Origin of the sequence: Paenibacillus sp. DRB1-1 (genome assembly GCF_052119485.1) — a bacterium.
In the GTDB taxonomy this organism is placed as follows: Bacteria; Bacillota; Bacilli; order Paenibacillales; family Paenibacillaceae; genus Paenibacillus; species Paenibacillus polymyxa_B.
Genome location: NZ_JBODQH010000001.1, coordinates 3,729,960 through 3,746,540, shown reverse-complemented (window position 1 = coordinate 3,746,540; position 16,581 = coordinate 3,729,960). Strand labels below are relative to the sequence as shown.

Here is a 16,581-nt window from a genome sequence, read left to right as displayed (position 1 = left end):
CCCTCTTCTCCCTTACTCGTTCGGTTTTGATCCTTTTTCCTTCAGCCATCTTGGTGCACCCTTGTTTTTGCGATCACGCTCGCGTTGTGCTTTTCCTGCTTTGGACAAGGCTGCTCCTTTGCTCTTGCCTGGAGCTGAACCGTTCGCGGAATTCCTGCCAGGACGTCCGTTTTCGGTACGAACAGGTGCCTTACGGTTTTCCGTCTGTGCTCCGTCAGATATGGATCTGGCCTCGGATGGTCTTACAGGTGCACGCTTGGCATCCGCCGGACGCGGCACAACTACTCGACCTCCGTGCAACGCACGCTCTGCGATGTCAATGCCCAGTTCACGGGAGAACTTACGCATGATGAACGTTTCACGGTCGGTGACAACCGACGCCACCAATCCTTTGCGTCCCATCCGTCCTGTCCGTCCTGCACGGTGAACATAAGCTTGACTATCCGTAGCCGGGTCAAAATGAATGACCATTTCAAGGCCCTCAATATCCAGACCACGGGCTGCCACATCCGAAGCGACCAGCACTTTGAGCTTGTCCTCGCGGAATCGGGCCAACACGTTGCTACGCGTGACTTTATCCGCATCTCCATACAAGGATGCCGTAGTCAGCCCCATATGCTTGAGCTTGGCTTCAATCTCCCCGATGGCATTGGTTGTATTCACGAACACCAGCGCTTTTCTTGGATTAAAATGACGTACCAGACGGCGCAGCATATCCACCTTATCCCGTTCTTCAGATACAAAGTAATAGTGTTCCAATCCACTGGCTGTCTTCTGGTCGGGATCAATCCCAATTTCTACGTAGTCACGCATCTCCCGTTTCGCCAGCGACTGGATCTCATCGTTCAGCGTCGCGGACAGGAATACCAATTGACGATCACGTTGGGCGGTGCCCAATATGTTTGTTACATCGCCTGCTCCGCCGAGCTGGAACATCTGATCCACCTCATCGATGACAATGGCTGTAATATTGTGCATTTTCAACTTTTTCGAAGCGATGAGTTCCCGTACACGTCCTGGTGTGCCCACGACAAGCTGTGGATGGTCCTTGAGCTTTTCGATTTGACGTTTGATAGCCGCCCCACCAATCAGACCGAGTACACGGATTCCGCGATGCTCTCCGTACCGCTGACCCTCACGTACAATTTGCATGGCCAGTTCCTGGCTTGGAGCTAGTATCAGCTTTTGCGTAGCCTTTTTCTGTGGATCAATCGCTTGCAACAGCGGCAACAAATAAGCCAGTGTCTTGCCTGTGCCAGTTTGTGAACGCGCCAAAACATGCTTTCCCTTCATTATTTCCGGTATAGCCTCTGCCTGAACTGGCGAAGGCTGTGTAATTTCATGCTCAGTCAATTTGTCCAACAGATCTTGTTCAACGCCGAGCGATTCAAAATTCAATGTCATGAAAAGGTCCAACCCCTATACGTAAATTCGTTACTCTCCATTATATGCGAAAATAGCCCTGTTACCAAATCACAAAAATAAAAGATGTCCCTCACCATAGCTAATGGCTTACGGGACATCTTTTATTTCTTATTCATCACGCCATGACCCAGCTTGTCGGTTAGTCTGGGAGCTAACTGATACAGCTTGAGAAAAGGAGATACCCACCGTGGCAGATTAACCTCTTCCTTGCCAAGCTCCATCGCTCTTACGATATGCCGTGCTACCTTATCAGGTTTTAGCATAAACCAGCTTACATTGCGAACATATCCTCCTGTAGGATCTGCCAGCTCAAAAAACGGTGTGTCGATCGGCCCCGGATTAATCGTCGTTACAGTCACTCCACTCCCGCGCAGCTCTTGCCGGAGCGCATTGCTGAAACCGAGCAAAGCATGCTTCGTCGCCGTGTAAGAAGACGATTTGGCTGTCCCGATTTTCCCAGCCATCGATGCTACATTGACGATCTGTCCATGGCCCCGCTCTGTCATTTGCGGCAGAAACGCCTTGATGCAGCGAACAACACCCATGTAGTTCACGTCCATCATTTGTTCAAACTCCGTCAGGTCCGTTTCATTAAAATACTCAAATTTTCCGTAGCCCGCATTGTTAAGCAATATATCGACCCGTCCGTACTGTTCCAATACTCGTGCAGCAACAGCCTCTACCTGCTCCTGGCGGGTGACGTCCAGTTGGATAAGCTCATGCCTGCCGCTGATTCCCGCAGATACTTGCTTCAGTCGCTCCTGCGAGCGTGCTGTTAAAATAGGAATCGCGCCCTTTTCGCTTAACAACTGAGCGCAAAGGGCGCCAATTCCACTAGATGCACCTGTAATCACAACTATCTTGTCCTGTAGTATACTCACGGTCATCCCTCCACACTAAAGAAACTTGCTCCTTTAATATTAAGAGATCATCACCTGAATATCCAGCTCACCGATTCCTTCCACCGTGAGCGGAATATAAAGGGCACGCTGAGGCACAAAAGTGGTCAAGTTTTCTGATTTCATGACCTGCGGAGGCGTAATATCCACGACAATTCCCTGATTGGACAAAATCGTACTGGCATTACCACTAATCATATTGCCCAATTCTGAAATTGCGCTTTTTCCCATCTCATCAATTTCAGTCAACACAAATCCGCCCATCATCGCTGATACCATACGTAGCGCCACCTGTTCATTCAGGCCGAACACAATATTTCCGCTAAGCTGTCCGGTCATCCCGATCATAATCCAGATGTGGTCGTCCACCAGCTCGACATTTTTCACACCAAGATTTCCGGGTGAAGGAGATACTTGGATCAATTGTTCAATGACCCGTCGCGCCGACTCCAAAAAAGGATTTATCACTTCTGCCTTCACGATCAAAGCGCCCCTTTACGATGGGCTTTTAGACATACAACAAAAGTCCCATTTAAATTAGAATTTTTTAATTAAATACTACTGTAAAACGAATCGATCCTCAATAAAATGCTCTCTATATCACTTATCGACAGCTACCCGGTAATTTTTTATAGCTAAATCACAAAAAATGTGAATAATGTCCTATATCTTTACTTCTTACCGGTTTTAGATTGATTATTTTTGAAGGATATCAGGACTTTAGTCTTTATTTCCCAATATACCACACTTTAAGGTGCTCTGCTTCGATTCATTGCCCTTCCTGCTCGAATAACCTATAATTTAATGAAATAAAGCATAACGACGGTTTTACATATGAACCTATGGATTGGCTAAAAATATTCATTCTATACAGCTGCGATAAGATTAAGAAAAGAGAGGAGGAACTTCATGAACATCAGTCAACTTGAAACACTTATCATGATTTCCAAAACGATGAGCTTCCGCAAAGCCGGAGAACTTCTCAATTTGACGCAGCCGGCGGTGTCCGCCCAAATTAAAAGTCTAGAGGATGAGTTCAAAACCATTCTGATTGACCGCAACCAGCCTGTCACCCTGACCGACCGGGGAGCTGTTTTTTTGGAACACGCCGAGCGCATATTAGAGGTTGTTGAGGAATTAAGACAAAAATTATACGATCTAAACGAAACACCGCAGGGTCACATTGCGCTGGGCACCACAACATCCATCGCTATTCAAATTTTACCGCGCGTGCTTTCCTACTTTCAGGATCAGTTCCCTCTCATCAAAACCTCCATTCAATCCATGGCTTCCTCAATGATTTATCAGCAGGTGGAGAACGGACTTATTGATGTTGGCATCGGTTATCTGATTGAACGTAATCCCAACTTAAGCACTTCGGTTCTGTACTACGATTCCTTTGAGCTAGTCGTGTCTCCTACTCATCCACTGGCCTCACAACCACATGCTACCATTGAAGCCCTTCGGGAAATTCCGCTGATTCTGCTCTCTCCCGATACGGTGGGACGAAAATTCGTGGATGATGTATTTAAAAAGCACCAAATCGTACCTCATGTCGTGATCGAGTTGTCCAGCAGCGAGGAAGTCAAACGGATGGTCGAAATTAATCTCGGTGCTGCCATTATTTCCAGACTATCGGTCACTTCTGAACTGCGTGCAGGCACATTAAAAATGATCCATATTCCCGAGCTGGAAGTTAGTCATCCGGTAGGAGTGATTTATAAATCCGGCCGATATCTAAACTCAGCCATGCAGCAATTTTTAAGTGATCTGAAGGGGATGCCGGAGACGAATTTCACCAGTTCTGAATAACGTAATTCGCTATGAACACCATACGAAATATAAACCCTGATTACGAAAGGAAGACAGACTATGAAATTTGATCTGCACACCCATCATTTCCGCTGCGGTCATGCAGACGGAAACATTCGAGATTACATTGAAGCAGGCATTCAGTCGGGCTTACAAGCGATTGGTATTTCGGACCATTCCCCTTTCCTGGGCAGCGAACAGGATCAGGCTTTTCCTAAAATTTATATGGCTAAGTCACAGCTTGCTGAATACGTAGAAGAGGTACAACAGCTTAAAAAGGAATATGAAGGCCGTATTGACGTGCTCCTCGGATTGGAAACGGATTATTTTCCTGATTTTGCTGAATTATATCGTTCCACTCTGGCTCCTTATCCATTTGATTACCTCATTGGGTCGATTCACAATGTCGAAGGGGATAGCATTTTTAACCGTAACCGTTGGAACAAATTAAGCGACGCTCGTAAAATCGAGGTCAAACAAGCCTACTATACGCTCATTCAGGAATCTGCGCGAAGTGGCATGTTTCAGATTTTGGGTCATATTGACGCAATGAAGGGGAACTTCCCTGCCTTTTCAGACATTCCTGCCGATGAAGCCATTGATGAAACCTTGCAGGTAATTGCGGAATCCAATGTGGCGATTGAAATTAACACTTCGGGTAAAACCAAGTTAAGTGGCGGATGGTACCCGTCTGCTTCTATTTTAGAAAGAGCGCACCATTTTGGTGTAGAGGTTACTTTTGGTTCGGATGCCCATAAGCCTTCGCGGGTAGGCGATGATTGGGAAGAAGTAAAGGCAATGCTGAAGGATATCGGCTTCCGGGAATGGGTCTATTTTAAAGAAAAACGTAAAATTCCTGTGGCGCTTTAAAATTTAAGGCGGGAATTGCCGCTCCGCAAATCATTTGATCTTACGAACGTTGCTGCAATGGGATTGTTGGGGATTGTATTTATATGGTGATAATTCCATTGCAAAGGCGAACGCTTAGCAAGATTATGACATCTATGTGTGAGGAGAATTACATATGCACTTGGAAGATCCTATGGACAAGTTCAAAAAGCTAAAACATGATATCACGCGATTTATGCTAATCTATAAATTTGCGCTCGACGAAATGGAAACCAAGATTGAAATATTAAAGCAGGAATTTCAAGCATTGCACGATTACAGCCCTATTGAGCATACTAAATCACGCCTTAAATCTCCTGAGAGCATCATGAATAAAATGATTCGTAAAAATAGCGAGTTATCGCTGGATGCTATCAAAGATCATATCAAGGATATCGCCGGCTTACGTATTACTTGCTCTTTTATTTCTGACATTTATGATGTCAGTAACATGCTTCAGAGACAAAGTGACTTGAAGGTACTGGAAATTAAGGATTACATCAAGAATCCCAAGCCGAACGGTTACCAGAGCCTGCATTTGCTGGTTCAAGTTCCTGTATTCATGTCGGATTGTGAGGAGCTAGTCTGCGTAGAGGTGCAAATTCGAACCATTGCGATGGATTTCTGGGCCAGCCTGGAGCATAAAATCTTTTATAAGTACAACCAGTCCGTTCCCGAAAGTCTGACACGTGAATTAAAGAACGCAGCGGATTCCGCTAATGCGCTAGATCTCCAAATGGAGCGTCTACATCGTGAGATCAAGGAAATTAAAGACGCTAGAGGTGAAGAGGACTCCATAGAGGAGCTTCGGAAGATTATAATTAATAATCAGCAAATTACGGTGCCGGCCAATTTCTTGAAGCTTCTAGGAGAGTAAGATTAGGCGGCGCTCCACCGCTATGCGAATAATTTGATTTTATGATCAACGGATTGCATGCTTGTTCAAAAATGAAAGAATAGAATCATTGATTAAGATCGGCTTCTCTCTAAGCATGTGCGGTCGATGACTACAACCCGGAGCAATTAGATAACGTGAGTCTTGTACCCATGAGCATAATTCCAGAAGCTGCTCTTCGGTGGCGAAATCATCATGTTCACCCGCGATAAATAATGCAGGGCACGTAATGCTGCTTAGCTCGTTACGTGTCAATTGCGGATATTGGCGCCAATCCTGTGCACTCTGTCGCATAAATTCTTGCCAATTCCCCTGATGTGCCTCCTCATGCCGTTCCACCATTTGATGAATCATTTCATAACGTTCGTTTTTGATGAGCCACTCCGGTTCAAATTCATCTGCCCCCTCAGGACATGCGACTCCACTACAGCCTATGGTCGTAACGGTCGCGAACATTTGAGGGTGCTTCACCGCGCAGTATAAAGCCACATTACCTCCACAGCTGTACCCATTTTTTCGTAATACATTTCTAAATCCTGAATCTCTACGTATGGCATATGATCCTCCTTTTTTTTACTTAACTGTTAGATGAACTATGTAAATAAACTAAGTATATGATAGATTGCAAAATGGCTCCGCACTAAGAACACTTCATCAAAGTATGTTAAGCTCTTTTCATTCGCTCTGTACCCTTTACAGTCATTATTTCGTCTACCTTAATATTTGAGGATTTTGCAAAAAACCAATAAGCGACTGGAATCGAATTTTTACAAAATCCTGATCTATGAAAACAAGCTTATAAGGAGTGATTAAAGTATGAAAAAGGTACTTGTATTGGGTGGAACGCGCTTTTTTGGCAAGAGACTAGTGGAACGTCTGCTGGAGAGTTCCGAGAACTCCGTTACCATCCTCACACGAGGCCAAACAAGCGATTCGTTTGGTGACCGCGTTCAGCGGATCTGTGCAGACCGTACCGACCCGCAAGCGCTCGCAGAGGCGGTAGGTGAGCAAGTGTGGGACATTGTTTATGATAATATTTGCTTTTCTCCAGATGAAGCCAGCGAAGCCTGCCGGATTTTTGATGCTAAAGCCAGGAGGTATATTGTGACCTCCAGCCTATCCGTCTATGATTCGAGCCCGGAAGTGCTGACAGAGAACATCTTTAATCCTCAAACTTACCCGGTTCGCAAGGGCGGGAAAGACGATTTTACATATCAGGAGGCTAAACGGCAGGCAGAAGCAGTTTTTATGCAACAAGCTACATTCCCTGTAGTCGCTGTTCGTTTTCCGATTGTATTGGGAACAGATGATTATACGAAAAGGCTTCATTTTCATATCGAACATGTTCGTGAAGGAACAGAAATCGGAGTACCTAATTCCACAGCACAAATCTCATTTATTCGTTCCGATGAAGCCGCAGATTTTCTGCTTTGGCTCGGTCACACTTATTTAACAGGTCCTGTAAATGCTTGTTCCGACGGTACAGTGAGAATTGGAGAGATCATTTCGATCATTGAGCAGGCAACGGGAAAACAAGCTGTGGTGAAAGAAAAAACAGCAGACGAGCACATGTCTCCATTTGGTATTACACAATCGTGGTACATGGATACGTCCAAAGCCCAGTCAGAGGGGTACTCATTTCTCTCCCTAAATGAATGGCTTCTAGAGCTGATAACCAGCCTGAACCGTTCCTAAAATCATAAAAAAGAGGACCCGAAGCTTCGGGTCCCAGCAATATATATAATTCAAAGGGGGTCATATCTATGTTGTACCCACTCTATGTTAAAGTAACTTTGCAGTTATGTTTCATCTTTGTAACAAAATGAAATGCAAATGAGTCCAGCCAAGGCAAGAACTCCACTCACTGCCACAGAAATAGAGAATGCTCTGATATAATCTGACAGATTAGCTTCTGAAAGCGTGTGATTGAGCAAGGAAGAGAACAAGAACCCGATCAAAGCGACTCCCAACGAATTAGCCAAGTACATAAAGGTCGTAAACAAGCCTGAACCCGTTCCTGCCTCTTCAGCCGATACAGCACCAAGGACGACATGGGCCAGTGGCGTTGTGGCCATCCCGAGACCCAGACCATATACACCTAGTATCATGATATTTTGAATATGACATAAATGGATTGCATCTAGATGTAACGATCCAATGAGCAGAAAGCTACAAATCCCCATGATTAGCATACCTGATTTCAACACCTTATTCCCCCACTTCTTTACTAGCCTGGACGACCATAATGAGGTGAGAAAAAAGCCAACACCAAGCGGTAAAAAGACCATGCTTGTGGATCGAACATTGTATTTCAAACCGGATTGTACATAATAATTTAAAATAAAGAAGAACGAAAACATACTAAGATAGATGACAATTACCGTCAATATCCCTGCGCCGAATGAACTCTTTCTAAATATAGATAGACGAATAAAAGGCGAGCCTTCCCTCTTTTCTTTTCCCATCTGCGTAACTATAAAAGCAACCAAAACCAGAATGGACAACAGCAGACACCCCCATGTCCATAAAGCCCAGCCCTGCTTTTGCCCGGTTGTCAACGGATAGACAAACAGCAATAAACCAAGAAGCAATAGAAAAGCCCCACTCCAATCCATATTCGGCACGGATCTGCCATAGGATTCCGTAATAATAGGACAAAAGAGTAACACTAACAGCCCAAAGGGGACATTAAAAAAGAAAATGATGCGCCAGCCCAGGCCGAAAAGGTTCCAGTCTACCAAAAATCCACCCAGTATTAAACCAAGTGTAAACCCAACCCCAATGATAGCTCCGTAAATTGCAAATACCAGTCCCTTCTCTTTGGGAAGAAAGCTGCTTTGCATGATAGATAGAACCTGGGGTTGAATCATGGCAGCTGATATCCCTTGAAGCACACGAATCATAATGATTAACGTAGGCTTCGATACGATCCCCCCTAACAGAGCCATCAATGTAAATCCCAACACCCCGATACATAACATGCGTCTTCTACCATACATATCTCCAAGTTTGCCGCCCAATATCAAGGCCACAGCCAATCCCAGAGAATATCCCGTAAATATGAGCTGTGCCTCTGAAAAACTGGCATGCAGGTCCGCCTGCATCATCGGAAGGGCAACCTGCATCATATAGTTGTTCAGTGAAATTAATAAAGTAGGAAGTAAAATAAGAGCTAATGCGTACCAGCGACGCGAATCTACCTGCTGTACTGCTTGAGGATTAGTCATGGCTATGGCAAAACGATCTTTCATTGTAGTTCCTCCAACCTATAATGGGCATCTTTAATCTTTTCATTTCTCATCTCAACTGATAACCATTATCATCTATAAAGTAAGGGGGTCTCTACCTGCAAAGGTATTTTCTATGCCTATAGAAGGAGCACCAATAAAAAATCCTCCAAACATGATGGACATGCTTGAAGGATTGTTTCATTAAAATTTATTCGTAAATGTATCTGGATTACGTATTTTTTTGATATATTCGCTAGGATTACAACCATAATACTTTCGAAAGGTTGTCGTAAAATTACTGGCGTTGCTGTACCCGATTGAAAATGCCGTCTCTCCAATGTTTAATTGTTCAACTTCCAAGTACCAGAGAGCTTTTTCCATTCTTTGCTTACGCACCATTTCAAAAATAGTCATTCCGAATAAATGGGGGAATCCTTTCTTTAGCTTGAATTCATTAAGCCCAACCTTTCGGGCCAACGCTTGAATCGACAGGGGGTGCTCAAAATGAAGAATGACGAATTCACGAGCCTTATGGAGCTTTGAAATATCTTCACGACTTATAAAATGGCTTATCCCCCTTGTTACATGTCCATCCATCTCCCCAAACAATGCAATAAACTCCATTGCCTTACTTTCCATGTATAACCGTTTCATCGTCCCATTGTAGTTACAATGTATCATGTCATAAACACACTTGTGCATGGCGGGCGTATCCGCGTAGGCGTCAATATTCCCTTTGTAACGCTGTAACCATGTTTCTATGCTATGCTTTTCTGCAATATCTCCGGCGTAAGAAATTAGCTCTTGGGGAGAACACCTTATTTCCACCATTTGGTGGTGAACACCTGCCTTCTTTTCCTCATAAACCAGTTCATCCTCTAAATATAAAACATTCCCGGTCAAGCGATTGGTATGACTTTCTTTGCCGTTCCATTCACAGTATATTTCACCGTTTAAGCAATAGCTGAGTTCAAAGAGCGGACAAGCCTCCTGAATATGAAGCTTCATATTCTGTTCAAAGGTGAGATCCGTGACCACGATTTCCATACCTGGACGAATCCGTGTGCGAGTCATACTTCCCTTACCCATATGCGGGGGAATCGTGAGTTGTTGCTCCGATTTTTTATGATGAATATGACCATCCACAAGCTCAGTGAATTGGTCAAATAAATGATGAATGTCTGCACTCCATATATTTAAAGCCAATGCCAGCCCTTCTTTCCTGTTCGGTTCTAGCTATAGGATAACAAAAAAAGAGGACCCGAATCATCGGGTCCCAGCAACATATATTATTCAAAAGGGGGTCATGTCTGTATTGTACCCGTCCTGTGTTAGAGTTGTTTTGCAGTTATATTTCATCTTTGTAACAAAATATTCCACTGCCATTTCTACGCATAATCCCCTTGGGTCATCGAAAATACCAATACACTCGGTACCTCGCCTGAGGGATCATAAGCACCAATTGTACGCAGCAGGCGCATCTTATTTTTAATAAGCACGCGCATGGAAGCCTGATTATCCTCTTGGCAACGACTTTCGATCCGCTTGAGCTTCAAAGATCCGAAACCAAAATTCAGCATTTCTCCTACCATTTCTGTAGCCAGCCCCTGTCCCCAAAAAGGACGATCCAGAATATAGCCCAATTGCGCCTCACCCGTTCTTTCATTCCATTGCTGAAAAGAGACGATACCGAGCAACGGTGAGGAGGTAAGCTCATTGGACTCACCAAGTAAATTGCTCTCTCCTGCATTTCTCTGATGCCATTCCACCGCAAAATGCAGGGAATCTAGTGAATCAGCAGATACTTTAATTTGCGCAACCAGACGCCGCATTCGTGTATAGACTGGCTTGCGAATTCGATTCACATATTGGATCACCAATGGATCGGATAGGATCCGTTCCAGCGCGGGATAATCCTCTGCTCTTAGCTGGCGCAATCGGACTCGACGGGCGTAAAGCTCCGGTAGCCCAAGACGAAGCATTTCTCTGGTCAGCACAATGTCCCCTCCTGCGGATGGATTGGCTTTTAGAAATGGATGTTTCCATACTTAATCCAGGTCCTGAATCCCCCGGTAAATTCCTGTGCGCAGCTCTCGAATATAATACGGCAAAGAAGGTACAGCAGCTTCCTCCGCTTGCTTTACCGCCAGTTCTATATCATAAGGTACACGTACAAAATGAATGGAGAAGGACGTAGGCTGCTCCTCTCCCATCTCCCCCTCTAAAATGCAGTAGGAAGCCTGCGTAACATCCAACGGATTCCCGACACTACCGACGTTAAAAAGTGTTTTTCCCTGAAAATGCTGGATAAAAGCATTGTGCACATCACCATATCCCACGACATCCGGAGCAAAAGCAACTTTTCCATTTTCTTCTGCTAATGGATCGAACATGGCAAGCCGTTTTTCCGGCTCATCCCATGGCTGCACACGGTGATATACACTTTGCGGCGAGGCATGCACCAGACGGATACGGCGTCCGCTCATTCTGAAATCATAATGAAACGGTAACTGTGCCAAATACTGCACTCGTTCTGCCCCCAAGCGTTCAGCTTGCCAGCTAAAATTGAGATCATCCGTAATACTAACCAGCTCATCCCAATTCCCCCGCACGACCACTTCACAACGTTGACGGACAGCATCCAGAACCTCGCACGGGCTAGGCCCTTTGCCGATCAGATCCCCCAAACAAAACACACGGCTAATGCCTCGGGAAGCAATATCCTCCAGCACCGCCTCACAGGCAGGCCAATTGCCATGAATATCTGAAATGACAGCAATACGATCCATCTGAACCTCACTCCTTTGTCCGAAACGACTACATCTCTACACTACATTCAAGCCATCTTTATGTAGTTCCAACATATATGATAAAGATGAAAAAAAGATCATGGCCTATTGGCCGGATTTTAACGTAATAACACTAAGCTCCGGTCTGCACAGCACGCGAATCGGCAGATGTGTCATGCCAATGCCTCGGCTGACATACAGCGGCATTCTCTCCGTCCCCACATGAAATAATCCCTGGATGTACTTGCGTCCACCCGGAGGCGGCATCGGCGCTCCAATGACCGGCAAGCGTACCTGTCCTCCATGCGTATGCCCTGACAGTTGAAGATCAAAGGACATTTGCGCCGCCACATCTGCATAGTCCGGCTCATGCATCAGCAGGAGCTTGCACATCTCATCAGGTAGTCCGTGGATGGCAAGCTGCGGATTGGGCTTGCCCATGATGTTATCCTCTAAACCGACCATGGCTACACGCTGTCCCGCAAGCTCTACAATCGCATGCTCGTTTCTCAGCAACGTAAACCCGGTTTTCGGATACAATTCCTGTACTCCGGCTGGTAAACCTCTATAATCATGATTGCCCAGAATAGCAAATTTGCCAAGTGTGGCGTGCATAGAAGCCATAACTGGAACAGCAGCCTTCATGGATACTGCATAGTCATCCACAATATCGCCTGTAAAACAGAGCAAATCTGGCTTCAGACCTGCTATACGGTCCGCAAGCTCGCGTAGATCCTGCTCATCCATGTGAAAACCCAAGTGCACATCACTAAAATGTACGACCCTGATTCCGTCAAAAGCAGACGGAAGACGAGGGAGAGACAAGTTGAAGCGTGTAATTTCCAAATGATTAGGCTCCCATAAGGAAGCATATCCTCCAGCCAGAAGCGCGGTTCCGGCTGTGGCTAAAGCCGCTTTTTTCAAAAAATGGCGGCGCGAAGGATTGGCTGGTTCATTTGAAATGGAACGCCGCGAAGAACCGGGAGGGATAGCGGCCCCCTGATGCGGGCCATCCTGACTCTCGCGGCGGGTGTGCGGCGTCTTCTCCATATGCATTCCCCCTGCAATCTATTCCTTGATCTCACTTTTTAGAAATTCTTGCTGTCCAGAAGCTGCTTTAGCGGTAGTTGGACAACCACTGCTCCGCATAGTCTACCAAATCACGTTGCCTCGCGAAAAAACATGAAGCCTCTCCGATGTTCACCCGCATAAAGGCTGAGGGACAGTCCCGTTCAAAATCAAGTCCCAGCTTCTCAAAGTCATCTGAGGTAATATTAAAATCCTGAAAAGATACCCACGCTTTTGCTCCATCCACCATCATAGGAGCTTGATGCGTGATCACTTCTCGTCCATTATAGGCTGTTCGATATTCCGCCAAATGCAAGGACGTATTGCTGTCATGTCCGCAGCCCAACAGCAGTACATAGGCATCTGCCTCATACAGCTTTGCCAAGGGCGAATGCTCACCCAGCCCAAAATCAAGCTCATGCGCTTCCAGCAAGTCTGAAGCAGCAGGTCCACGTGCCGCCAGAGAAACATGCGGATGTCCGCTACGCTTGGTTCCCGGCAGACCGCGGAACGTTTCTACAATGACGCCCATCCCTCCGGTCAGCGTCCAAGCCGGATCATAAGCGGGTATTTCCTCGCGTACCAGTTCCCACCATGACTCATCCAGAGGCGGGTTCATCCAAGTCGAGGGATCAGTCAAGTCATGAGACTGTGTCGGCATTACCAGCGTCCCTTCCGGGCCAACCACTTCGGTTAGAGCGGCAAGAATGGCCGAGGCCCCGCCTGGAACAAAGCGTCCAAAGCTGCGCATCGACGAGTGAACAAGCAATGTCATGCCGCTCCGAACTCCCAGATCCTTTAATCCCTTCATTACATCCGACCTAGTGACAGGTCGATTCGTTATCGGTTGTACAGTCACCTGTCCAGCCTCCTTTTCACCAAAAACGATACACAATACCATAATTATACCATAACTGCTATCCCGTGCTCCTTCCTCCATGTTACCCTCCATCATTCCTGAGCGCAAAAAAACAGGCTTTCTCCAGTTTGAGAAAAAGCCTGTTTGGGCATAACCTATACGCTGTCCAGTGCTATACAGTCAGCCAGCGCTTGAACATATGCTTGGTCGTTTCCTTGTTCATTTCGGCAATAGAAGTTGTCAACGGAATGCCTTTCGGGCAAGAACGTACGCAGTTTTGCGAGTTCCCGCACCCTTCCAGCCCGTCGTCCGTCATCAACGCCTCCAGCCGCTCTTCCTGATTCATTTCCCCTGTCGGATGGCTGTTGAACAGGCGAACCTGAGATATCGCCGCAGGTCCGATGAACGTCGTCTTCTCGTTGACGTTCGGGCAAGCTTCCAGACAGACACCGCAGGTCATGCACTTGGACAGCTCATACGCCCACTGACGCTTTTTCTCTGCCATTCTAGGACCAGGGCCTAGATCGTAGGTACCGTCGATCGGAATCCACGCTTTGACCTTCTTGAGCGCATTAAACATCCGGCTGCGGTCGATGACCAAATCCCGAACTACCGGGAACGTGCTCATCGGCGCAATCGTAATCGGTTGCTCCAGCTTATCGACGAGCGCCGCACAGGCCTGACGCGGCTTGCCGTTAATCACCATGGAGCATGCTCCGCATACTTCCTCTAGGCAATTCGACTCCCAGCACACCGGAGCCGTCTCTTTACCATGACTGTCCACCGGGTTACGCTGAATTTCCATCAGCGCGCTAATCACATTCATCCCCGGACGATAAGCCAATTCAAATTCTTCCGTATAGGAACTGGCTTTAGGATCAGCTTGACGGGTCACAACGAACTTCACTGTTTTATTCGACTTCACTGCTTGCTCCGACATCTAAATACACTCCCTTCCGTTATTTGTTCTTGGAATAATCCCGAATACGCGGCTTGATCAGCGAAACATCCACCGCTTCATACGAGATTTGTGGCCCTTCCGGTGTCCAGTCCGCAATCGTCGTTTTCAGGAAATCCTCATCGTTGCGATCCGGGAAGTCTGGTTTGTAATGGGCCCCGCGGCTTTCGTTGCGCAGTAGCGCACCTTTGGTCATCGCTTCGGCCAGCTCCATCATATTCCACAGTTGCCGTGTAAACGCCGCACCCGCATTGTTCCAGCGCGAAGCGTCATTGATGTTAATGTTAGAGTAACGCTCCTTCAGCTCCTTGATCTTGTGGATCGTAGCTTCCAGCTTGTCATTATAACGAACCACAGTCATGTTGTTCGTCATCCACTCGCCAAGCTCTTTATGAAGAACATAAGCATTTTCTTTTCCGTCCATATGCAAAATACGCTCATACTTCTCCGTCTGCTGATTAACTGCCGCATCAAATACGGAAGTAGCTATATCCTGTGCAGATTTTTTCAAGCCTTTGATATATTCCACAGCCTTAGGTCCAGCTACCATCCCGCCGTAAATGGCTGACAGCAACGAGTTCGCACCCAAACGGTTCGCTCCGTGATATTGGAATTCACACTCACCAGCCGCGAACAAGCCCGGTATATTCGTCATCTGATTGTAGTCGACCCACATGCCGCCCATTGAATAATGAACAGCCGGGAATATTTTCATCGGGATTTTGCGCGGATCGTCACCGACGAATTTTTCATAGATTTCAATAATGCCGCCTAGCTTTACATCCAGCTCTTTCGGGTCCTTGTGGGACAGATCAAGGTAGACCATGTTCTCGCCATTAATACCCAGTCCATCATCAACGCATACACTGAATATTTCACGTGTCGCAATATCGCGAGGAACCAAATTTCCATAAGCTGGATACTTTTCTTCGAGGAAATACCATGGCTTACCGTCCTTATACGTCCAAATACGACCGCCCTCTCCCCGTGCCGACTCGGACATGAGACGCAGCTTGTCATCCCCTGGTATAGCCGTCGGATGAATCTGGATAAACTCACCGTTCGCATAGCGTACGCCTTGCTGATACACCGCACCAGCAGCTGTGCCCGTATTAATGACGGAATTCGTGGTTTTACCGAAAATAATCCCGGGGCCACCAGACGCCAAAATAACTGCATCCGCCGCAAAAGTCTTCACTTCCATCGTACGCAAATCCTGCCCGCAAATCCCTCGACAGATGCCTTCATCATCCAGTACAGCCTGTAAAAACTCCCAGTTTTCATACTTGGTCACCAAACCAGCAGATTCCCAGCGCCGTACCTGCTCATCGAGAGCGTACAGAAGCTGCTGTCCTGTCGTCGCACCAGCAAAGGCGGTCCGATGATGCTGGGTACCACCGAAGCGGCGGAAGTCCAGCAGTCCTTCCGGTGTCCGGTTAAACATGACGCCCATGCGGTCCATGAGATGAATGATCCCCGGAGCCGCTTCGCACATCGCTTTTACCGGAGGCTGGTTGGCCAGAAAGTCCCCGCCATAGACCGAATCATCAAAGTGAATCCAGGGTGAGTCTCCCTCACCCTTGGTATTTACCGCACCATTGATGCCGCCTTGAGCACAAACGGAGTGGGACCTTTTGACCGGAACCAAAGAAAATAAATGAACGTGAACTCCCGCCTCTGCCGCCTTGATCGTAGCCATTAGACCTGCCAGACCGCCGCCCACGACAATAATGTTGGATGCTGCCATTTCTGCTCACT

Annotated in this window: 16 protein-coding genes; 4 read left to right on the top strand and 12 right to left on the bottom strand. The window is 46.6% G+C overall.

The genetic code is table 11. The features are described from left to right. Positions 1 to 12: 12 nt before the first annotated feature. The 3 genes from ACQW03_RS16630 to ACQW03_RS16620 all read right to left on the bottom strand — a co-directional run bounded on the left by ACQW03_RS16630 (position 13) and on the right by ACQW03_RS16620 (position 2,804). Positions 13 to 1,404, bottom strand: a complete 1,392-nt coding sequence (locus ACQW03_RS16630; protein WP_025722363.1) for a DEAD/DEAH box helicase — start codon at positions 1,402 to 1,404, stop codon at positions 13 to 15. A 122-nt stretch (positions 1,405 to 1,526) separates the two neighbouring features. Continuing rightward, entirely contained in the window at positions 1,527 to 2,306 is a 780-nt protein-coding gene (locus ACQW03_RS16625) for an SDR family NAD(P)-dependent oxidoreductase (protein WP_076294210.1), read from the bottom strand. 39 nt (positions 2,307 to 2,345) lie between these two features. Next, the gene (locus ACQW03_RS16620) at positions 2,346 to 2,804 is read right to left on the bottom strand and encodes a chemotaxis protein CheX (protein ID WP_023990131.1); all 459 of its coding nucleotides are present in this window, start codon (positions 2,802 to 2,804) and stop codon (positions 2,346 to 2,348) included. Positions 2,805 to 3,233: 429 nt separating this feature from the next. On the opposite strand from ACQW03_RS16620, the gene ACQW03_RS16615 reads away from it, so the two are divergent. The 3 genes from ACQW03_RS16615 (at position 3,234) to ACQW03_RS16605 (ending at position 5,901) form a co-directional block, all read left to right on the top strand. After that, positions 3,234 to 4,136, top strand: a complete 903-nt coding sequence (locus tag ACQW03_RS16615; RefSeq protein WP_023990132.1) for a LysR family transcriptional regulator — start codon at positions 3,234 to 3,236, stop codon at positions 4,134 to 4,136. A 60-nt stretch (positions 4,137 to 4,196) separates the two neighbouring features. Next, positions 4,197 to 5,006: a histidinol-phosphatase gene (locus ACQW03_RS16610; protein WP_025724022.1), complete on the top strand. Its 810-nt coding sequence runs from the start codon at positions 4,197 to 4,199 to the stop codon at positions 5,004 to 5,006. A gap of 154 nt (positions 5,007 to 5,160) precedes the next feature. Further along, entirely contained in the window at positions 5,161 to 5,901 is a 741-nt protein-coding gene (locus ACQW03_RS16605) for a GTP pyrophosphokinase (protein WP_104497952.1), read from the top strand. Positions 5,902 to 5,946: 45 nt separating this feature from the next. Here ACQW03_RS16605 and ACQW03_RS16600 read toward each other — a convergent pair whose 3' ends face one another. Beyond that, positions 5,947 to 6,471 (bottom strand): alpha/beta fold hydrolase, encoded by a 525-nt coding sequence (locus ACQW03_RS16600; RefSeq protein WP_289779918.1) that lies wholly within the window; start codon positions 6,469 to 6,471, stop codon positions 5,947 to 5,949. 264 nt (positions 6,472 to 6,735) lie between these two features. Here ACQW03_RS16600 and ACQW03_RS16595 point away from each other — a divergent pair, with 264 nt between their 5' ends. Then, complete coding sequence (locus ACQW03_RS16595; protein WP_441950668.1) at positions 6,736 to 7,614, top strand: NAD-dependent epimerase/dehydratase family protein; 879 nt, start codon at positions 6,736 to 6,738, stop codon at positions 7,612 to 7,614. 104 nt (positions 7,615 to 7,718) lie between these two features. Here ACQW03_RS16595 and ACQW03_RS16590 read toward each other — a convergent pair whose 3' ends face one another. The 8 genes from ACQW03_RS16590 to sdhA all read right to left on the bottom strand — a co-directional run bounded on the left by ACQW03_RS16590 (position 7,719) and on the right by sdhA (position 16,570). Then, on the bottom strand, positions 7,719 to 9,170 hold the full coding sequence (locus ACQW03_RS16590; protein WP_441950666.1) for an MFS transporter: 1,452 nt from the start codon (positions 9,168 to 9,170) through the stop codon (positions 7,719 to 7,721). Positions 9,171 to 9,350: 180 nt separating this feature from the next. Beyond that, a complete protein-coding gene (locus ACQW03_RS16585) occupies positions 9,351 to 10,355 on the bottom strand; it encodes an AraC family transcriptional regulator (RefSeq protein WP_071642785.1) in 1,005 nt (334 codons plus the stop codon). A gap of 182 nt (positions 10,356 to 10,537) precedes the next feature. Further along, a complete protein-coding gene (locus tag ACQW03_RS16580) occupies positions 10,538 to 11,146 on the bottom strand; it encodes a GNAT family N-acetyltransferase (protein ID WP_071642787.1) in 609 nt (202 codons plus the stop codon). Positions 11,147 to 11,197: 51 nt separating this feature from the next. Next, positions 11,198 to 11,938 carry a metallophosphoesterase family protein gene (locus tag ACQW03_RS16575; protein ID WP_025724028.1) on the bottom strand — a complete coding sequence of 247 codons (741 nt, stop codon included), beginning with the start codon at positions 11,936 to 11,938 and terminating at the stop codon, positions 11,198 to 11,200. Between the two features lie 105 nt (positions 11,939 to 12,043). After that, positions 12,044 to 12,988, bottom strand: coding sequence for a metallophosphoesterase (locus tag ACQW03_RS16570; protein ID WP_441950662.1), 945 nt, complete (start codon positions 12,986 to 12,988; stop codon positions 12,044 to 12,046). Positions 12,989 to 13,055: 67 nt separating this feature from the next. Beyond that, positions 13,056 to 13,865 carry an aminoglycoside N(3)-acetyltransferase gene (locus tag ACQW03_RS16565; RefSeq protein WP_441952412.1) on the bottom strand — a complete coding sequence of 270 codons (810 nt, stop codon included), beginning with the start codon at positions 13,863 to 13,865 and terminating at the stop codon, positions 13,056 to 13,058. Positions 13,866 to 14,037: 172 nt separating this feature from the next. After that, positions 14,038 to 14,805 (bottom strand): succinate dehydrogenase iron-sulfur subunit, encoded by a 768-nt coding sequence (gene sdhB / locus ACQW03_RS16560; RefSeq protein ID WP_023990143.1) that lies wholly within the window; start codon positions 14,803 to 14,805, stop codon positions 14,038 to 14,040. A gap of 19 nt (positions 14,806 to 14,824) precedes the next feature. Then, positions 14,825 to 16,570: a succinate dehydrogenase flavoprotein subunit gene (gene sdhA, locus ACQW03_RS16555; RefSeq protein ID WP_013311796.1), complete on the bottom strand. Its 1,746-nt coding sequence runs from the start codon at positions 16,568 to 16,570 to the stop codon at positions 14,825 to 14,827. Positions 16,571 to 16,581: the final 11 nt, after the last annotated feature.

Excerpts from the sequence above, each read along its gene's own strand:
- ACQW03_RS16610 (WP_025724022.1), top strand. The coding sequence starts at position 4,197 with ATGAAATTTGATCTGCACACCCATCATTTCCGCTGCGGTCATGCAGAC.
- ACQW03_RS16570 (WP_441950662.1), bottom strand. The coding sequence starts at position 12,988 with ATGGAGAAGACGCCGCACACCCGCCGCGAGAGTCAGGATGGCCCGCAT.
- ACQW03_RS16605 (WP_104497952.1), top strand. The coding sequence starts at position 5,161 with ATGCACTTGGAAGATCCTATGGACAAGTTCAAAAAGCTAAAACATGAT.
- sdhA (WP_013311796.1), bottom strand. The coding sequence starts at position 16,570 with ATGGCAGCATCCAACATTATTGTCGTGGGCGGCGGTCTGGCAGGTCTA.
- sdhB (WP_023990143.1), bottom strand. The coding sequence starts at position 14,805 with ATGTCGGAGCAAGCAGTGAAGTCGAATAAAACAGTGAAGTTCGTTGTG.
- ACQW03_RS16590 (WP_441950666.1), bottom strand. The coding sequence starts at position 9,170 with ATGAAAGATCGTTTTGCCATAGCCATGACTAATCCTCAAGCAGTACAG.
- ACQW03_RS16615 (WP_023990132.1), top strand. The coding sequence starts at position 3,234 with ATGAACATCAGTCAACTTGAAACACTTATCATGATTTCCAAAACGATG.
- ACQW03_RS16595 (WP_441950668.1), top strand. The coding sequence starts at position 6,736 with ATGAAAAAGGTACTTGTATTGGGTGGAACGCGCTTTTTTGGCAAGAGA.
- ACQW03_RS16575 (WP_025724028.1), bottom strand. The coding sequence starts at position 11,938 with ATGGATCGTATTGCTGTCATTTCAGATATTCATGGCAATTGGCCTGCC.
- ACQW03_RS16630 (WP_025722363.1), bottom strand. The coding sequence starts at position 1,404 with ATGACATTGAATTTTGAATCGCTCGGCGTTGAACAAGATCTGTTGGAC.